The organism is Rhodothermales bacterium (assembly GCA_040221055.1).
In the GTDB taxonomy this organism is placed as follows: Bacteria; Bacteroidota; Rhodothermia; order Rhodothermales; family UBA10348; genus 1-14-0-65-60-17.
This window is the reverse complement of the sequence record JAVJVN010000014.1, coordinates 148,042-164,532: the sequence shown is the minus strand read 5'-3', so window position 1 is coordinate 164,532 and position 16,491 is coordinate 148,042. Positions and strand designations below refer to the sequence as shown.

The following is a 16,491-nucleotide window of genomic DNA, read 5'->3' as shown; positions in this document are numbered from 1 at the left end:
CGTATACGACCATGTCCACATTCAATCTGAATGCCTTCGCCCTTCGCCTCATTGGCGAAACCCTGTTCTACGACGAGGAATATGAAGCGCTCGGAAACCTGAGCCTGGTCGATACCCACGCCCACAAGGAGCGCTACGTGGCCTCGTTCGCGCCGGAAGACGGCCTGTTCGTGCTGGAAGAAGCCACGGAATGGGAAGACTACGAAGCCGGCTCGGCCGATGATATCGGATATGCCCTTGCTGTGGACAGCCGTGAAGTCGGAACGTATGACCACCCCGAAAAGGTGGCCCGCGTCCTGCTGGAACTGGCGGAGGAGCACAACCTGTCCCCGAGCATCACGCTTCTGTTCGAAGAAGACGAGATCGGCTGATCCCGACGGCCGTCAGCACCCACCCGGTCATGAATGCGACGCCACCCACAGGTGCGACCGCACCCAGCCAGGTGATGCCGGTGACGGAAAGGGTGACCAGACTGCCCGTGAAAAACAGGATGCCCAGGGCGAATGCTTGGGCCGCACGGAAGAGCAACCGGACGGACGCCTCCGCGAGATCCTGTCTCCCGGCAAGCCATGCCACAACCAGGATGGCCAGTGCGTGATACTGGAGGTAGCTGATACCGGTACCATAGGTTTCCAGGCGTTCCACGGAAAGGACGTCGGCCAGCGTATGCGCGCCGAACGCTCCCAATGCCACGCCTGCGCCTGCCAGCAACGCCCCGGTCATGCCCCAGCGGATGGCTTTCAATCGGTTGTTCATCATCGGTCTGCAACCTGTCGGGTGGAAAGCGTACCATACGGACATGCTCCCCGACGGGTCCTGCCACGAATCGGCTTCGCATTGTTTTTGGGCCGGACCGCGTCTATCTTCTGATTTGTACCCAAAAGGGACCCCATTCCATCATGGCTTACTCGTTTTCCAACTCCGACATCGAGCGGATTGAGCAGGTGCTGGGCGTCACGTGCAAGCGCACGGATGATATGGCCCGTTTCGAGTTGTCGGACGCTTCGAGCGGACGACGGATCACGCTTGAAATCCACGATCCGGTGGTATTGCCGGATGGCGAGGTCACCAGCCTGGTTTCCGTCTACGCAGCCAGTTCTTTTCTCCAGATCCAGGGATGCACGGGTTTCAAGGCCAGCCAGGAATTGGGAGAAGTGATCTTCGTGGCCCGGAGCGGGGATACCGCGAATGGCCTCGTCGTGGAACGGGAGGCCGGCTGCTCGTTGTATGCGAACGTGGATACGGCCCTGTTCTCCACCGACTTTACCCAACTGCCCCCTGAACTCATCATGAGTACGGTGGCCCTGTCGGTAACGGAAGACCTTTTCGGGGATCTCGGCTGATGGTGTTCCTTTTCGACGTGGTTGTTCCGAACCAGGACGATCTGCCCACCGAGGAGGAGACCCTCCTGCTGGTCGAACGGGTCATGGCCGGTGAATCTGTCCGCTGGGCGTCCATAGGAATCATTCTCGCCGGGCACGAACTGGTCACGGAACTGAACAATATATGGCTGTCCCACGACTACGATACCGACGTCCTGTCCTTCGTGGTCGAAGAGAGTGAGGCCGGGTTGGAGGGCGAAGTCTACGTGGATGTGGAGACTGCTCGGGAACGCTGTGTAGAATTCAACACCACGGTCAGGCAGGAAGTCGCCCGGTACATTGTCCACGGCCTGCTCCACCTGGCCGGACATGACGATGCAACGGCCGAGGGCTCCCGCCTGATGACCGCCCTGGAGAATCGCTACCTCACGCCAGGCGATGCAATTCCTGCGCCACTCTCCGGACATGTTCCGGCGTCTGGATGATATAGAAGTGCAGATAGGGCACACCGGCCTCCAACAATTCGACGGATTGCCGCAGCGCCCACTGGATGCCGATTTCTGCGACATGCTCATCCTTGGCCTCCATGACTTCGGCAGCCAGCTCTTCCGGAATATGGACGTGGAAGGTGGACGGCAGGGATTTCAGTTGGCGCTTGCTCGTCAGGATCTTGAGCCCGGGCACAACGGGCACGCGGATTCCGGCCTCATCACACTTGGTGTTGAACTCCAGGAAGGCGGCGTTGTCGAAGAACATCTGTGACACCACATAATCGGCGCCGGCTTCCACCTTGGCTTTCAAATTCTGGATGTCCCAGGACAGGTTGGGCGCTTCGAAATGCTTCTCCGGGTAGCCCGCCACACCCACACAGAACTCCGTGGGTGACGCCCCGATGAGCTCTTCCAGATAGACCCCACGGTTCATGTCCATGATCTGACTGACCAGCTCAATCGCATACTCATTCCGGGTGCGGTCCCCACTGATGGGCTTGCGAAAGCCACTGTCATCCCCACGCAGTGCCATCACATTGTGGATCCCGAGGTAGTTCAGTTCGATGAGCGCATCCTCACTCTCCTCCCTGGTGAATCCACGGCACAGCAGATGGGGCACCGTTTCGATCCCGAACCGTCCCTTGATGGCTGCACACAGACCCAACGTGCCAGGCCGCTTGCGTTTCACATGCCGCCGCCACGAGCCATCCGGCTGTTCTTCGTAGTACACCTGGGCCGAATGGGACGTGACGTCTATGAATGGCGGATTGAACTCCTTGAGTCCATCCACGATTTCCAGTATTTCAGCTACGGTTCCCCCACGGCGCGGAGGGACGATCTCGTAGGATATTTGTGGCGCCTGGGCCTTTTCCAGCAGCTCCGTGACTTTCATACCGGCCTGAATATTCGTTTCTTACAACCTTTCCCAAGCGTACTTCCCAGCAGCAGTGCTGTTCAATGATAGGCATCGTTTTTTCCACGGTTGAAGAAGCCCAACCTTTCCTGGCCTCCTGGCAGCGCGGCCGTTTCGACGGCCTCTCGGAAGGAGAGCATTTCCATGACGATGACATCCTTGTGGCCATAGCGGGCATCGGGAAAATCAAGGGGGCCCTCCGGACGGAACGCCTGTTGCGGTCCACGAAGTTATCCAAAATCCTCCACGCCGGCACGTGTACGGCTCTCTCGAACGAGTTGAACGTAGGAGATCTGGTTTCCGTTTCCCAGGTCTTTGAGGGTGATCGTATTGAGCTGTCGGCCCCGACGTATCCCAGAATGCCGCTTTCGGTGCCCTTCGAACACCTCGCGCAAGGCACACTGGTAACGCAGGACCACACTGTCCAGGGCGCGTCCGAGCTCAGCTACTGGCAGCGGATTGCCGACATGAGCGATATGACCGGCTATGCGGTTGCCTACGTGGCGGCAACTCACGGCACGCCGTGCCAGATCCTGAAGGTGGTCTCAGGCCACATGGGCGTCGAGGATGCCAATCTGCGGAAGACCCTCAATGCCTCGTACCAGGGACTTTCGAAGTTCCTGAACGAACGCCTGCCCGCGTTGCTGAAAGCGAACGACTGACGCGGACCCAGGCCATACCCAAGTCTCGCGTTGAACCGTGGTCAGTTCCTCCTCACCTCCAGATCGGCATACCAGTCCACGGGGATTCCCATGGATGCGCCTTCGAGCCACGTGTAGGCATGCTCTTCCCCATGGGTGCCTGCGTGGGCCCGTTCTCGCTCCCGTTCCAGCGCGCGGATGTCACTGAAGCGAACGGAAACCCGGGCTCCGGACCGGGTGCGCAGACGGACGAAACGAAGCCGATCGTCGTCATGCAGGACTTCGGACTCCGGCTTGACGATCCGGATGGCCGTGACGACCACCCAAACGATCATCAGGAAGAGTACGGAAGCGCCTGTAACAATGAATAGGGTCCACATCCGGGACGTATCGACAGATTGGTGTTCAGGGACACCTGTAAGACGACGAAGCCCTTCGTTTGGTTACCAACCCTATTCAATAACCCGGTTGAACTGGAGTGCAGACGGGTCGGGCTCGCGGGCCTGAAGGGCCTCTTCGGCAGCCTGCTGTTCAAGGATGGTCCCTTTGGTCGTATTGGACAGATCGCCCCGGAACATGGTGTCGAACAACGTGAACGAAAGAAAGACGATCACGAACAAGGCACCTACGCCGAAAACCACCGAGTTGACCTTGTTGTCATATTTGAGCGCCATGAAGATCGTGACAACCAGTCCTGCCTTGAACAGGGCAATGGCCAGGGCCACCGGGACATCCAGGGCGCCAAGCTCCATTCGTGATGTCACAACCGTCAGCACCGTCAACGCAAACAGGGCCAGGATAACCTGGACGAGCGTCTTGATGGGTGTAATGTGATGTTCTGCGTGGGACATGGCGCTCAAATGAGATAGAGAAGTGGGAAAAGGAAGATCCAGATGATGTCAACAAGGTGCCAGTAGAGACCGCAGAGCTCTACCGGTGTGTAATACGCACTGGAGAACTCCCCCTTGATGGCACGCACCGTAATCCACGCAAACAGGCCCATTCCGACCAGCACGTGGAATCCATGGATGCCCGTCATCACGTAGTAGATGGAAAAGAATTGCTGGGCCATGGGGACATCGAACGACGCATAGTCCACCCCGTGGGACACACCGTGAGGAGCGAATCCGTCTCCCAGCACGATTCCGTGTTCAATCTTGGCCGAGTACTCGAAATACTTGACCACGAGGAAGATACAGGCAAAGACGAACGTCAGGATCAGGTTCGTGACCAGTCCCTTCTTGTTGTCCACCTGGGCGTAGTGGATGCCCAGCGCAACCGTGAAGGACGACGCGAGCAGCACCAGCGTGTTGAGACCGCCCAGTCGCCAGTCCAGCAACTCCGCCATGCCAGCGAACATTTCCGGGTACCATACCCGGTAAACGGTGTAGGCCACGAACATTCCGCTGAAAAGCAGGATTTCCGTGATCAGGAACAACCACATTCCCATCTTGGCCGAGTCGAACTGTTGTTCGGACGACACAAAATGGTGCTGCAGGTGGGCTGGATGGTCAGCGTGTGAAGCCATGTTCTGCGTAAGGATGATTTCCGGCGGCGATGTCTGGTCAGTCGGAGTGGGTGGACGAAGGGGTCACGGAAACGACTTCACTGCCGAATCCATCCCCCTCACCCTTCTGGAAGAGCTCGGGAGCCAGATGATAGTCGTACGGGCCACGGGTCACAATAGGCGTCTCCTCGAAGTTGTGGGGGTGCGGTGGCGTGGTCGTATGCGTCCACTCCAGCGTCAAGCCACCCCACGGATTGGCGGGTGCCTTCCGACCACGGAACAGCGAATGGAGCAGATATCCGGCAATCAGGAAAAGACCGACGGCCAGGATGTACGAACCGATCGTCGACAGGACATGCAGGTTCGTGAACTGCTCAAGGTAGTCATAGTAGCGCCGCGGCATGCCCTGGGTGCCCATGATGAACTGCGGGAAGAACGTGGTATTGAACCCGATGAATACCAGGGCGGCACCAATCCGTCCAAGCGTCTCGTTGAACATCTTGCCCGTCATCTTCGGCCACCAGTAGTGCAATCCGCCAAGAGCCGCAATCACGTTGCCGCCCATCATCACGTAATGGAAGTGCGCCACGACGAAATAGGTGTCATGCAAATGAACGTCCACGGCCAACACACCCAGCATCACGCCCGTGAATCCACCAATGGAAAAGGTGAACAGGAACATGAGCGCATACAACATGGGCGTCTGGAGCCATACCGAGCCGCGGTGCATGGTCTGGACCCAGTTGATGACCTTCACACCGGTCGGAATGCCGATCAGGTACGTAATCAATGAAAACACCACCGAAGAGACAGCCGACTGGCCGGACACGAACATGTGATGACCCCAGACCAGGAACCCGAGGAACGCAATGGCGACGGAAGACAAAGCCACGAATTTGTATCCGGAAACCTGCTGACGGGAAAACGTCCCCATGAGGTCGGAAATGATCCCGAAAGCGGGCAGGATCATGATGTACACGGCCGGATGGGAGTAGAACCAGAAGAAGTGCTGGAACAGGACCGGGTCTCCACCCAAAGCCGGGTCAAAAATACCGATGCCGAGCAGGCGCTCCAGGAAAAGCAGCACCATGGTGATACCGATGACCGGCGTGGCCAGCACCTGGACGATCGACGTGGCGTAAATGGACCAGATGAAGAGGGGCAGGCGATTCCAGGTGAGCCCTGGCGCCCGCATCTTGTGGATGGTCACAATGAAGTTCAAACCCGTCAGGATGGACGAGAAGCCCATCACGAACACACCGGCCGTTATGAACAGGATGCTGTCCCCGATGGTCATGGAATAGGGCGCGTAGAACGTCCATCCCCCGTCAATCCGACCAACGGCCAGGGCGGAGAGCACAATGGCGGCTCCGGCCAGGTAGATGTAGAAGCTGGCCAGGTTCAGTCGCGGGAAGGCCACGTCCTTGGCCCCGAGTTGGATGGGCAGCACGAAGTTGCCCATGACCGCCGGGACCGCCGGAATGATGAACGCAAAGATCATCAGTACGGCATGCAGCGTGAACGACTGGTTGTACGCATCGGCGCTCATGATGGTCTGCCCCGGCGCCAACAGTTCCGTACGAACCAGAATGGCCAGGATGCCACCGCCCAGGAACGACAAGGCAACGGCCACCAGGTACATGATGCCAATGCGCTTGTGATCGAGCGACAGAAGCCACGACTTGATGGACTTGTCGTGATTCAGGTAGTTGACTGACATAGGTTATTCGAGCGTCTTGATGTACGCGACCAGACCATCGACCTGCTTCGCACTGAGCGTGTTGAACGGCGGCATGACAGGGTTGAAGCCCTCCACCACCTGGCTGGCCGGATTCACAATCGAGTTCCGGATGTAGTTTTCGTCGGCAATGGCCGTGGATCCGTCCGTGAACCGCCGCTCTTTTTCGAACAAGCCGTTCAGGGCCGGGCCGATTTTCTGCGTACCGTCAATGGCATGACAGACCGCGCACTGGACGCCGAACACCTGCGCGCCCAATTCAACCGGCGGCAGATCCTGGCTCTGCTCCTGGATCCAGGCCTGGAAATCTTCCTCATTCAGGGCGATCACCTTGCCCAGCATGCCGGAATGGGCCGTTCCGCAATACTCCGTGCAATAGATCTGATACTCCCCGGGCTCGTTGGCCTCAAACCAGACCGACGTATACCGGTTGGGAAGAACGTCCATCTTGACCCGGAAGGCCGGGACAAAGAAACTGTGCAGGACATCCACGGAACTCATGTTCAGTTTGACGGGACGGTTCGCGGGAACGTACAGATCCCCGGCGGTCAATACGCCTTCCGCATATTCATATTCCCATACCCACTGCTTGCCCCGGACCGTGATCTCATAGGAGTCCGGTGGGGCCTGGTAAAGCTTCACGTAGACCTTGAATCCCCACGTGAATACGATGAGGACCAGGATGGTCGGCAGCACGATCCAGACGGCCTCCAGTAACTTGCTCTCATGAACAGGCTGCGGGACCTCGGACTGGGATTTCCGCTTGTGCGTGTAGACGAACCAGAGTTTCGTGAGTACGACAGCTGCGAATATGATCGTGCTCACCCAGAACACGAACCAGAACAACGCATCGACCTCACCCGCAAGGGTGGATGATGCGTCCGGCAGCCAAATTCCATTCTCGCCCATAGGAGTGGGGTTAAGAGTTTACATGTGAGAGTCGCGCAGCCACCTTGCTGCGCTCGCGACGACGCAGCATCCAAATCCCGAAACCAATACAAAGGATGGTGAGCAGCGCTCCCAGCTTCATGAGATTGGTGGCATGGAGGACATACGAGTTTGCCGTCGGGTCGTACTGGAAACAGTACAACAGGATCTGGTCCACGGTCGACCCGACCTTGCCATCGGAGGCCTCCACGAGTGCCTTTCGCACGTTGGAGGGCTCAAAATAGAGACCGTGCAGATATCGTGTGATCGTTCCGTCCGGCGAGACGAAAATCAGGGCGGCGGCGTGGGCGAATTCGCTCCGCGACGCGACCCACTTGAAGTCGAAGCCCGTGGCGTCCGTCAGTTGAGCGATCTGCTCCTCCGTGCCCGTCAGGAAATGCCATCCGTCCTCAGCTTCCGGTCGCCCGAGCAAGCCCAGGTAGCGCTCTTTCTGTCGCGCCGCCAGGTCCGGTGTCTCCAGCGCCGAAAAACTGACGGTCAGGATATCGAAATCCATTCCGGCGGTGAACTCCATTTCCTTCATCGTCTGCGTGAAACTCTCCAGCAGGACACTGCAGAGCATGGGGCAGTCGTGATAGACGAAGTTCAGGATGACGGGGCGACCCGAACCAAAGAACGAAGCCAGCGGCACCGTCTCCCCCGATTCATCCTGGAACGTTGCGTCCATTGGAAGCACAGACCCAAGCTGCTCCTGGATCCCGACACCCTTCAGCGCACTTGGTGCAGCCGTTTGGGCACGGGCGGAGAAAGCCACGGGCAGGAGCGCAATCGCGAGCACCAGCAGGACGAACAGACCGCGCATTCCGGGTTGGAAAGATGATTGGGGATTCCGGTGAACCGACACGCTATTGATTGGATTCCGCTACAACGAGCTCCATGGCCCGCTCAATCGGGATTCGATAGATATTCGACTCCGCATCCACCTGCTCATATCCGTCCAACAGTGCCGCTCCGTTCATGGCGGTTTCCGCCTTCAGGGGGTAGCCGGTGAACTCGGTCGAGGCCAGTTCCGCCTCATTGAAGTGCAGACCCGAATACGCGAACCCGAAAATCACGAGTGCCAGAATGACGACCACCGACAGGATGACGGTTCCGAAGATGACACTTGCGCTTATGCCCTCGGGCTCGACGCCGACTTCATGATGATGTTCAGACATGATATCAGGAGTTCTTGAAGGCGATGGATGCGCCAAGGTTTGGATCGTTTTGCGGAACCAGCGCGTGGCGACTGAGCCGGTACATGAATGCGGCAACAAACACACCGGTCAGGCCAAACCAGGCAGCGACATCGTACAGGCTGATCATGGCATGATGGTCATGCAGGATGGGCATGGCAATCCAGTGGAGATCGAACCACTGCATGACGAGCAGCCAGATGCACATGAAACCGAGAATGGGCAATGAGCGCTTGGCCCAGCGCCCGATCAGGATCATGAACGGGAGGATGAAGTGCATGAGCAGCAGTGCCGCACTGTGGTATTCCCATCCGTGCTCCAGCCGGTGCCGGAAAAACAGGGTCTCCTCAGGCAGGTTGGCGTACCAGATGAGCATGTACTGGCTGAAGGCGATATAGGCCCAGAACACCACGAACCCGAACAGGAATTTACCGAGGTCCTGGTAGTGCTCCACTGTCACCACGCCCTTCAGCATGCCCTTGCGCTGGAGCATCATGGCCGTGAATGCCGTGACCGCCATGATGCTCATGAAGGCACCGGCGAAGAAATAGATGCCGAAGATGGTGGAAAACCAGTGGGGATCGAGCGACATCAGGATGTCAAACGACCCGAAGGCCACCGTGATTGCCGTCAGCGCCAGGCCCCAGGCGGCCGTGAACCGCTGCTTGGCGGGAATGGACGGATCGGCGTCCTGGTCCTGGGCAATGCTCCGCGTATAGAGCTTGTAGGACACGATGCTCCATACGATGAAGTAGAATGCCAGGCGACCCAGGAAGAATGGCGTGTTCAGGTACGGCTCCTTGCCGGCGATGACCTTGTCGTAGGCCGGGTTGGTCGGGTCGAACAACTCAGCGTGCGTCCAATGATACAGGTCGTGCATGCCCAGGATGACCGGGATACCCAGAATGGCCAACATGGGAAAGGACCACAACAGCGCCTCGGGGATGCGTCGCACGACGACACTCCAACGGGCCTTGGTAAGGTGCTGGATGAGCACGAAAAAGAGCCCCCCGAGCGCCAGAGAGAGGCAGAATACCCATCCTACCAGGTAGGAGAAGTAGAATTGCTTCGGATCGGTAGCCCAACCGACGGCAGACACGGCCAGCCCGGCAATGCCGATGGCAAGCGGAACGAGCCAGGCCATCTGGGACCAGGAGAACCGATAGGCTTCCTTCGCATCGGCAGACGTCGGTGCAAGCGGGTCAACCAGCCAGACCAATGGATTGCTTCTCTTGATACCCATACTATCGCTGATTTTCGGGGACATCTGCACTGGATGCGTACTGGCTGCGTTGCAGGGCCCGGACATAGGCGACAATGGCCCACCGGTCCGCGACGGCTACCTGCTGCCCGTAGGCGGGCATGCTGCGCACTCCATGCGATATGACATCAAAGTAATAGCCGTCTTCGCGGGCGCGGAGCAGCTCTGAATGAAAGGTGGGAGCAGGCACGTATCCGTAGCGGCCAGTCATGATGATGCCGTTTCCATCACCCGCCAGACCGTGGCACACGGAGCAATAGATATTGTACCGGTCCTGTCCCCGCTCCATGACCTGCATGGTCAATTCGACGGGCGTCTCCACATAATCTCCGGAGGCATCCTTGCCGGTCCACCAGGCCGTGTCTTCCTTCAGGAAACCACGAGCCACGGTACCCGGAACCGGCGGACGCATGGCCCTGCCGTCCGCGAAGAACGCATTGGCTTCCTGGGCCTCGAATTTCTCCTGGAAATCCATGTTCTGGTTCAAGTGAACCGGAGGCTTTTCCGAAATGGCCCCTTGGCAACCTGCCAGGACCAGAACGAGCATGAGCGATATGCCGAAAAGTCTCATCATTATTCTGCGTCTCCGCGGTCGTGAACCACCTCAACCCGACTGGCACCGATCTGCTTCAGGAAACGCTCGGTTCCCTCCAGGTCGAATTTGGAGTCGTTGGCGGCAATGTGGAGAAAGAAGGCGTCGTCCGTAACGCGCGCGAAATTATCCGAATAGAACAGGGGATTGTACGGGCGTGGCAGGCCGTTCATGGCCAACATGCCTCCTACGGTTGCAAGGGCGGCGAACAATACCGTCAACTCGAACATGATCGGAATGGACGGTTCCCACGCGAAGAACGGCTTCCCGGAGATGTTGATGGGGTATTCGACCGCACTCGTCCACCACTGCAGCCAAATGGCCAGCGAGAGGCCGGCAATGCCACCGCCAAGCGTAATGAAACCCACCTTCGAGTTTGGAAGACCCATGGCCTTGTCCATTCCGTGGATGGGGAAGGGGCTGTGGGTATCGAACTGCTTGTAGCCGGCGTCGCGGGCTGCCTTCGCCGCCTTCACGAGCTCACCCGGGTGCGCAAACTCGGCCAGCATCCCGTATGTGGCATCCGTCCGGGGCTCATAGATCCCCATGGTCGCCTTGATTTCCGTCGCAAGTTGTTTGAGCATGGACTCGACCTTATGCGTTGTGCTTCGAATCGGGTACGACGACATCGTGCGCTGCACCATGTCCGTCACCCTCGTGGTCGTAAAAATGCGGGTCGGCTTCCGGCATGACCCCCTTCACCTCGGAAATCGCCACCATGGGGATGAACCGGAGGAACAGGAGGAACAGCGTGAAGAACAGGCCGAACGTGCCCACGAACGTCAGGACGTCCACGAACGTCGGCGTGTAGTAGTCCCACGAGCTCGGCAGGTAGTCCCGGTGCAACGATGTGACCGTGATCACGAACCGCTCGAACCACATGCCGATGTTGGTCGTGATGGACACCACGAACATGAACGGGATGGAGCGGCGCAGCTTCTTGAACCAGAAGAATTGCGGGAAGAAGAGGTTGCACGACATCATGATCCAGTAGGCCCACGCATACGGACCGAAGGCCCGGTTCAGGAAGGCGTATTGCTCATACTGGACGCCCGAGTACCACGCAATGAAGAACTCCGTGATGTAGGCGAATCCCACCATCGTACCGGTCAGGAGAATGATGATGTTCATCTTCTCGAGGTGGTTGATGGTGATGATGTTCTCGATGCCGTAGATCTTCCGGGCAATCACGAGCAGTGTGACCACCATGGCAAACCCGGAGAAAATGGCACCGGCCACGAAGTACGGCGGGAAGATGGTGGTATGCCAACCCGGCACGATGGACACGGCGAAGTCGAAGGACACGACCGAGTGGACCGACAGCACGAGCGGCGTGGCCAGGGCGGCCAGCAACAGGTACGCTTTCTCGTAGTTGCGCCAGTGGCGGTTTGCCCCGGTCCAGCCCATGGACAGGATACCCGTCACCATGCGGCGGACCTTCGTCGTAGCGCGGTCGCGCAACGTGGCGATGTCCGGAATGAGACCTACGTACCAGAAAACCAGGGAAACCGTGAAGTACACCGACACGGCGAACACATCCCACAGCAGCGGGCTCTTGAACTGGGGCCACATGCCCATCTGGTTCGGCAGCGGAAGCGTCCAATAGATGGCCCAGACCCGACCCACGTGGATGGTCGGAAAGACCAGGGCGCACATGACAGCAAAAATGGTCATGGCCTCAGCCGACCGGTTGATGGCTGTACGCCATTGCTGCCGGAACAGGAAGAGGATGGCCGAAATCAGTGTTCCGGCATGACCGATGCCGACCCAGAACACGAAGTTCACGATGGCATACCCCCAACCGACCGGGTTGTTGAGTCCCCACACGCCCGTCCCGTTCCAGAACAGGTAGGCGATCATGACGACCAGCAGCAGCAGGCCGGCATTGGCGAGCGAGAACGCGCCCCACCAGGCCAGTGGGGTCTTTTTTTCAGTGTGGGCCGACACGATATCGGTGATGTCGTGAAACGTCAGGTTTCCCTTGACGAGGGGTTCCTCGCCGTGGAAATCTGCCGTACCCGAAAGTGTCTTTTCCCTGTTGTCCGTACTCACGGGCGTCACGCGTTATCGTTTGGTTGCAGAGATGGATTCGGATTGCGGATCCGTCCCAGATAACTGGTACGGGGCTTGACCGAGAGCTCGGCCAGCAATTCGTAACGCCGGTTGGATTGGCGCTTCTTGGAAACGGCACTGTCGGCCAGCGCCAGGTCACCGAACGTGATGGCCTGGGCAGGACAGGCCTGCTGACATGCCGTAACGACTTCTCCGTCCCGGATGGGGCGGTTTTCGATGTTCGTGGTCTTGTTGACCTCGCGGATGCGCTGGATGCAGTAGGAGCACTTTTCCATCACACCGCGTGAGCGGACCGTGACGTTCGGATTCTGCGCCATCCGGACCGACGTCGGAAGATGCTTCGTCCAATTGAAGAAATTGAACCGACGCACCTTGTACGGGCAGTTGTTGGCGCAGTACCGGGTCCCGATGCACCGGTTGTAGATCATCTGGTTGGTGCCGTCCGGTGAGTGGACGGTTGCGGCCACGGGACAGACCTGCTCGCAAGGTGCGTTCTCGCAGTGCATGCACGGAATGGGCTGAAGCACCATCTGCGGTTCTTCGAAACTGGCCCCATCCCCGCTCACGAAATACCGGTCCATCCGGATCCAGTGCATTTCCCGACCACGGGAGACTTCCTCCTTGCCGACCACCTGGATGTTGTTTTCGGACTGGCAGGCCACCACACATGCGTTGCAACCGGTGCAGGTGTTCAGGTCAATGACCATGCCCCACTGGTTCACGTTGTAGCGGCTCGTTGTGATTTCCTCGGCATTCTTGGGGTGGCTGTCCTCCCACAGGCTCGGATAGTCCCCCCAGTCTTCCCGGAGTGGTGCCGGCTCGCCGCCTTTTACGAAATCCGGGTTGGCCTGGTACTCCGCCACCGTGGCCATCCGGAACAGGCCTCGTTTCTGGACCTCCTGGCCCTCCTCTTCCATGGCGCCGTGATCCTGGGTGGAGGCCACCATGTAGTCCGATCCGGACTTGGTCACCGAAGCGGCTGACACAATCCGTGAACCGCGCTGCATGAGCATCGAGACGCTGGTACCGACACCGGATGAAACAGCGCCCGATCCGTACACGTCCGTGTAGTCGTCCAGATCGAACAGATTCGTTTCCCGGAACGGACGATTCGATTGGATGTCCCGCCCGTAACCGGTCGTGACATGGATGGAATCGTCGGCCATGCCAGGCTGGATCCACACCGGCAGATCGACCGATGCCTCACCCACCGTGATGGTGACCGTATCCGTGAGATACTTGCCGCCATCCAGTCGGGACTGGAGTCCCAGGCGCTCGGCCGTGGCCGGATTCATGGCTGCCACGTTGTCCCAGACCACCTTTGTGGTCGCATCGGGCAGTTCCTGGAGCCACGCGTTGTTGGCGTAGCGACCGTCCAGAACCTTGCCGTCCAGGTTGATGACCACTTCGAGCTCGGCAACGCCCCCTTCCGACACCGTCGACACAGCTGCGGATACGGCCGCGCCGGACACGCCGGCACTGACAGTCGGATAGCTGCTGTCGGCCAGGAATCCATCGTGAACCACCTTCCGCCAGGCGTCTTCAAAGGATCCCGGTAGCATGCCCCGCCACGTATCGCGGACCAGGTCGTATCCGAATTGCTCCTGCCCTGTTGCCAGCAGACCCAGCACCTCCAGGTCGGAGTGGGCGTCGTCATAAAGAGGCGAAATCAGGGGCTGGATGATGGCCGCATGCCCGGTGCGGGAGCGCCCGTCGCCCCAAGCTTCCAGATAGTGGGCCTGAGGCACGTGCCAAGAGGCACCACGCGCCGTCTCATCCACGTACATGCCGACGTGGATCCGTTCTCCAGCGCGGGCGAACGCATCCGCCAGGCCGGGGTGGTCATACACGGGGTTCACACCCAGCGTGACGAGGACATCCACAGACCCGGACTGCAGATCAGCGACCAGTGCCCGGACATCCGCCTGGATATCATTCACCGACTCGCCCGGTACATCCATAAGCGACACCGTGGTACCGATGGCTCCCAACGAGGCGTTGATGGCGGCGGCCAGGGTATGGACGGCTTCCGGTTGGTTGTCGCCCGCTATGACCAAAGCCCGCGAACCCGCGCGGGTCAGATCGTCCGCGAGCGCCTGGATCCAGACATGGCCGTCGAATGCAGGCACGGATGAGGAATGGAGACCCAAGGCACCCGCTAGGGACGCTGCAAATGCTCCGACGGCGCCCGACTTCAAACGGAGCCGATGGTCCGCCATGCCACCCGTAATGGAATAGCCGCTTTCAACGGCATAGAGGCGACTCATGGAGCCCGTCTCTTCAATCCGGCGGCTGCGGGCAAATCCCCGCGTGTTGGCAATCGTGTCGTCGGCCGCAGCCGACAGGAAGTCTGCATCCAGGGAGAGGATGACCTGGGCTTCCTCCATGTTCCAGGAGGGTCGCACCGTTCGGCCGAATGCGGCCTGGTATCCGCGCGTCGCGCGGTTGGCTGTCAGGTGTTCGTAGTTCACGAACCGGACCTGAGCAAAACGGCCTTCGATCTGACGCCGCAGGGAGGCAAACGTCATGGAGGACGTGGGCTCCGCCACAACGGCAATGCGCGTTGAGGTGGGAAGGCTGCCGAGGTGGCGCTTGAACTCCGTCCAGGAAGAGACCGCGCCGTCCTTCAAAACAACCTGCGAGCGGTCCGGGTCGTACAGCCCGAGCAAGGATGCCTGCTCGAAAACCGATGAGGCGCCCATGACTTCCGGGTGGTCCGGATTGCCTTCAACTTTCGTGGGGCGACCGTCCGTGCTCTCCACCAACAACGGCCGAATCGAACCCCGGAAGGGCATGGAGGTCGCGTAGTTCACCGGCACCCCGGGGATCATGTCCTCGGGCCGACGGGCAAACGGCACAATGGTCTCGACCGGTTTGCGGCACGCCGTCAGGCCGGCCAGTGCCATGGAAGCGCCCATGACCTGCAGGAACTGACGACGGGAGGCACCGCCTGGCGTCTCGGACGCTCCGGGCACGAACTCGTTGGCCGCGATTTCCTTGAAATCGGACGTTTTCTCGAGTTGGCTGACACTGCGCCAGAACCGCGCGCGGGGTGCATGGTCTCCGGCATCCCCGGTCGCGGACGCATCTACAACAGGTAGCTCAATCATGGTACGGGACATTAATAGTGACAGGCGGAGCAGTTGGTCGGCGGCACGATGTTCTCATCCAATACCCGCTGCAGGTTCTTCTGGACGTAATCATCCGGGTACTCGTACCCCATCGTGGTGATTTCCGAGTCGGGGCGCAGGAACAGCTCCGGCTGACGATGGCACTCCAGACACCAGCTCATGGACAGGGGTTCTTGCAGCGATACAACCTCCATCTGATCAATCCGGCCATGGCACGACTCGCACCCGACACCGTTGTTCGTGTGGATGGCGTGACTGAACCGGGCGTAGTCAGGCAGTTGGTGCACCTTGACCCACTCAATGCTGTTTCCGGTGGCCCAGCTTTCGCGGACCGGAAGCAGCTTGGGCGACTCCGTGCGGATCTGGCTGTGACAGTTCATGCAGGTCTGGGTGGCCGGCACGTTGGCATGCGCAGCATCCTTGACCTGCGTATGACAGTATTGGCAATCCAGCCCGACCTGCCCGGCGTGCAAGCGATGACTGAATGCAACGGGCTGCTCCGGCGCGTAGCCGACGTCCGTGTACTCAGGGGAAAAGAAATACCAGATTGCAAGAATGGCGAATACGCCACCGCCGAGCGCGCCAACGAGTGACAGGGTCGGCAATACGTTTGCCTTGCGGTTGAAAATCTGCGCCATGCAGGTACGATGGGTGGGGTTACTCGGGGTACGAGGATCTTCAGTCTGGCTAACCTACCAA

19 protein-coding genes are annotated in these 16,491 nt (G+C 59.2%); 4 read left to right on the top strand and 15 right to left on the bottom strand.

Features of this window, described 5'->3' with window-relative positions:
* The first annotated feature begins 11 nt into the window (after positions 1-11).
* Positions 12-371, top strand: coding sequence for a hypothetical protein (locus RIE53_08380; protein MEQ9104699.1), 360 nt, complete (start codon positions 12-14; stop codon positions 369-371).
* Here RIE53_08380 and RIE53_08375 read toward each other — a convergent pair.
* Complete coding sequence (locus tag RIE53_08375) at positions 337-759, bottom strand: DUF423 domain-containing protein (GenBank protein MEQ9104698.1); 423 nt, start codon at positions 757-759, stop codon at positions 337-339. The genes RIE53_08380 and RIE53_08375 overlap by 35 nt on opposite strands.
* Positions 760-899: 140 nt before the next feature.
* On the opposite strand from RIE53_08375, the gene RIE53_08370 reads away from it, so the two are divergent.
* Together RIE53_08370 and ybeY are read left to right on the top strand one after the other, a co-directional pair.
* The gene (locus RIE53_08370) at positions 900-1,343 is read left to right on the top strand and encodes a hypothetical protein (protein ID MEQ9104697.1); all 444 of its coding nucleotides are present in this window, start codon (positions 900-902) and stop codon (positions 1,341-1,343) included.
* The gene (gene ybeY / locus RIE53_08365) at positions 1,343-1,807 is read left to right on the top strand and encodes an rRNA maturation RNase YbeY (protein ID MEQ9104696.1); all 465 of its coding nucleotides are present in this window, start codon (positions 1,343-1,345) and stop codon (positions 1,805-1,807) included. The genes RIE53_08370 and ybeY overlap by 1 nt, the downstream gene beginning before the upstream one ends.
* On the opposite strand, the gene RIE53_08360 is transcribed toward ybeY, so the two are convergent.
* Positions 1,749-2,705 (bottom strand): methylenetetrahydrofolate reductase, encoded by a 957-nt coding sequence (locus RIE53_08360; GenBank protein MEQ9104695.1) that lies wholly within the window; start codon positions 2,703-2,705, stop codon positions 1,749-1,751. The genes ybeY and RIE53_08360 overlap by 59 nt on opposite strands.
* A 65-nt stretch (positions 2,706-2,770) precedes the next feature.
* Here RIE53_08360 and RIE53_08355 point away from each other — a divergent pair, with 65 nt between their 5' ends.
* Entirely contained in the window at positions 2,771-3,388 is a 618-nt protein-coding gene (locus tag RIE53_08355) for a 5'-methylthioadenosine nucleosidase (protein MEQ9104694.1), read from the top strand.
* Positions 3,389-3,429: 41 nt separating this feature from the next.
* Here RIE53_08355 and RIE53_08350 read toward each other — a convergent pair whose 3' ends face one another.
* The 13 genes from RIE53_08350 to RIE53_08290 form a co-directional block, all read right to left on the bottom strand.
* A complete protein-coding gene (locus tag RIE53_08350; protein MEQ9104693.1) occupies positions 3,430-3,747 on the bottom strand; it encodes a hypothetical protein in 318 nt (105 codons plus the stop codon).
* Between the two features lie 72 nt (positions 3,748-3,819).
* Positions 3,820-4,218 (bottom strand): cytochrome C oxidase subunit IV family protein, encoded by a 399-nt coding sequence (locus RIE53_08345; GenBank protein ID MEQ9104692.1) that lies wholly within the window; start codon positions 4,216-4,218, stop codon positions 3,820-3,822.
* A gap of 5 nt (positions 4,219-4,223) precedes the next feature.
* The gene (locus RIE53_08340) at positions 4,224-4,895 is read right to left on the bottom strand and encodes a cytochrome c oxidase subunit 3 family protein (protein MEQ9104691.1); all 672 of its coding nucleotides are present in this window, start codon (positions 4,893-4,895) and stop codon (positions 4,224-4,226) included.
* A gap of 37 nt (positions 4,896-4,932) precedes the next feature.
* Positions 4,933-6,594, bottom strand: coding sequence for a cytochrome c oxidase subunit I (gene ctaD, locus RIE53_08335; protein ID MEQ9104690.1), 1,662 nt, complete (start codon positions 6,592-6,594; stop codon positions 4,933-4,935).
* Positions 6,595-6,597: 3 nt separating this feature from the next.
* A complete protein-coding gene (gene coxB, locus RIE53_08330) occupies positions 6,598-7,521 on the bottom strand; it encodes a cytochrome c oxidase subunit II (protein ID MEQ9104689.1) in 924 nt (307 codons plus the stop codon).
* Between the two features lie 10 nt (positions 7,522-7,531).
* On the bottom strand, positions 7,532-8,362 hold the full coding sequence (locus RIE53_08325) for an SCO family protein (protein ID MEQ9104688.1): 831 nt from the start codon (positions 8,360-8,362) through the stop codon (positions 7,532-7,534).
* Between the two features lie 43 nt (positions 8,363-8,405).
* A complete protein-coding gene (locus tag RIE53_08320) occupies positions 8,406-8,717 on the bottom strand; it encodes a hypothetical protein (protein MEQ9104687.1) in 312 nt (103 codons plus the stop codon).
* Between the two features lie 4 nt (positions 8,718-8,721).
* Positions 8,722-9,978: a hypothetical protein gene (locus RIE53_08315; GenBank protein ID MEQ9104686.1), complete on the bottom strand. Its 1,257-nt coding sequence runs from the start codon at positions 9,976-9,978 to the stop codon at positions 8,722-8,724.
* Position 9,979: 1 nt separating this feature from the next.
* On the bottom strand, positions 9,980-10,570 hold the full coding sequence (locus RIE53_08310; protein ID MEQ9104685.1) for a cytochrome c: 591 nt from the start codon (positions 10,568-10,570) through the stop codon (positions 9,980-9,982).
* Positions 10,570-11,172, bottom strand: a complete 603-nt coding sequence (locus RIE53_08305) for a DUF3341 domain-containing protein (GenBank protein MEQ9104684.1) — start codon at positions 11,170-11,172, stop codon at positions 10,570-10,572. The genes RIE53_08310 and RIE53_08305 overlap by 1 nt, the downstream gene beginning before the upstream one ends.
* A gap of 10 nt (positions 11,173-11,182) precedes the next feature.
* Positions 11,183-12,640: an NrfD/PsrC family molybdoenzyme membrane anchor subunit gene (nrfD, locus tag RIE53_08300; protein ID MEQ9104683.1), complete on the bottom strand. Its 1,458-nt coding sequence runs from the start codon at positions 12,638-12,640 to the stop codon at positions 11,183-11,185.
* Between the two features lie 5 nt (positions 12,641-12,645).
* Positions 12,646-15,771, bottom strand: coding sequence for a TAT-variant-translocated molybdopterin oxidoreductase (locus tag RIE53_08295; GenBank protein MEQ9104682.1), 3,126 nt, complete (start codon positions 15,769-15,771; stop codon positions 12,646-12,648).
* Between the two features lie 11 nt (positions 15,772-15,782).
* Positions 15,783-16,430, bottom strand: coding sequence for a cytochrome c3 family protein (locus RIE53_08290; GenBank protein ID MEQ9104681.1), 648 nt, complete (start codon positions 16,428-16,430; stop codon positions 15,783-15,785).
* Positions 16,431-16,491: the final 61 nt, after the last annotated feature.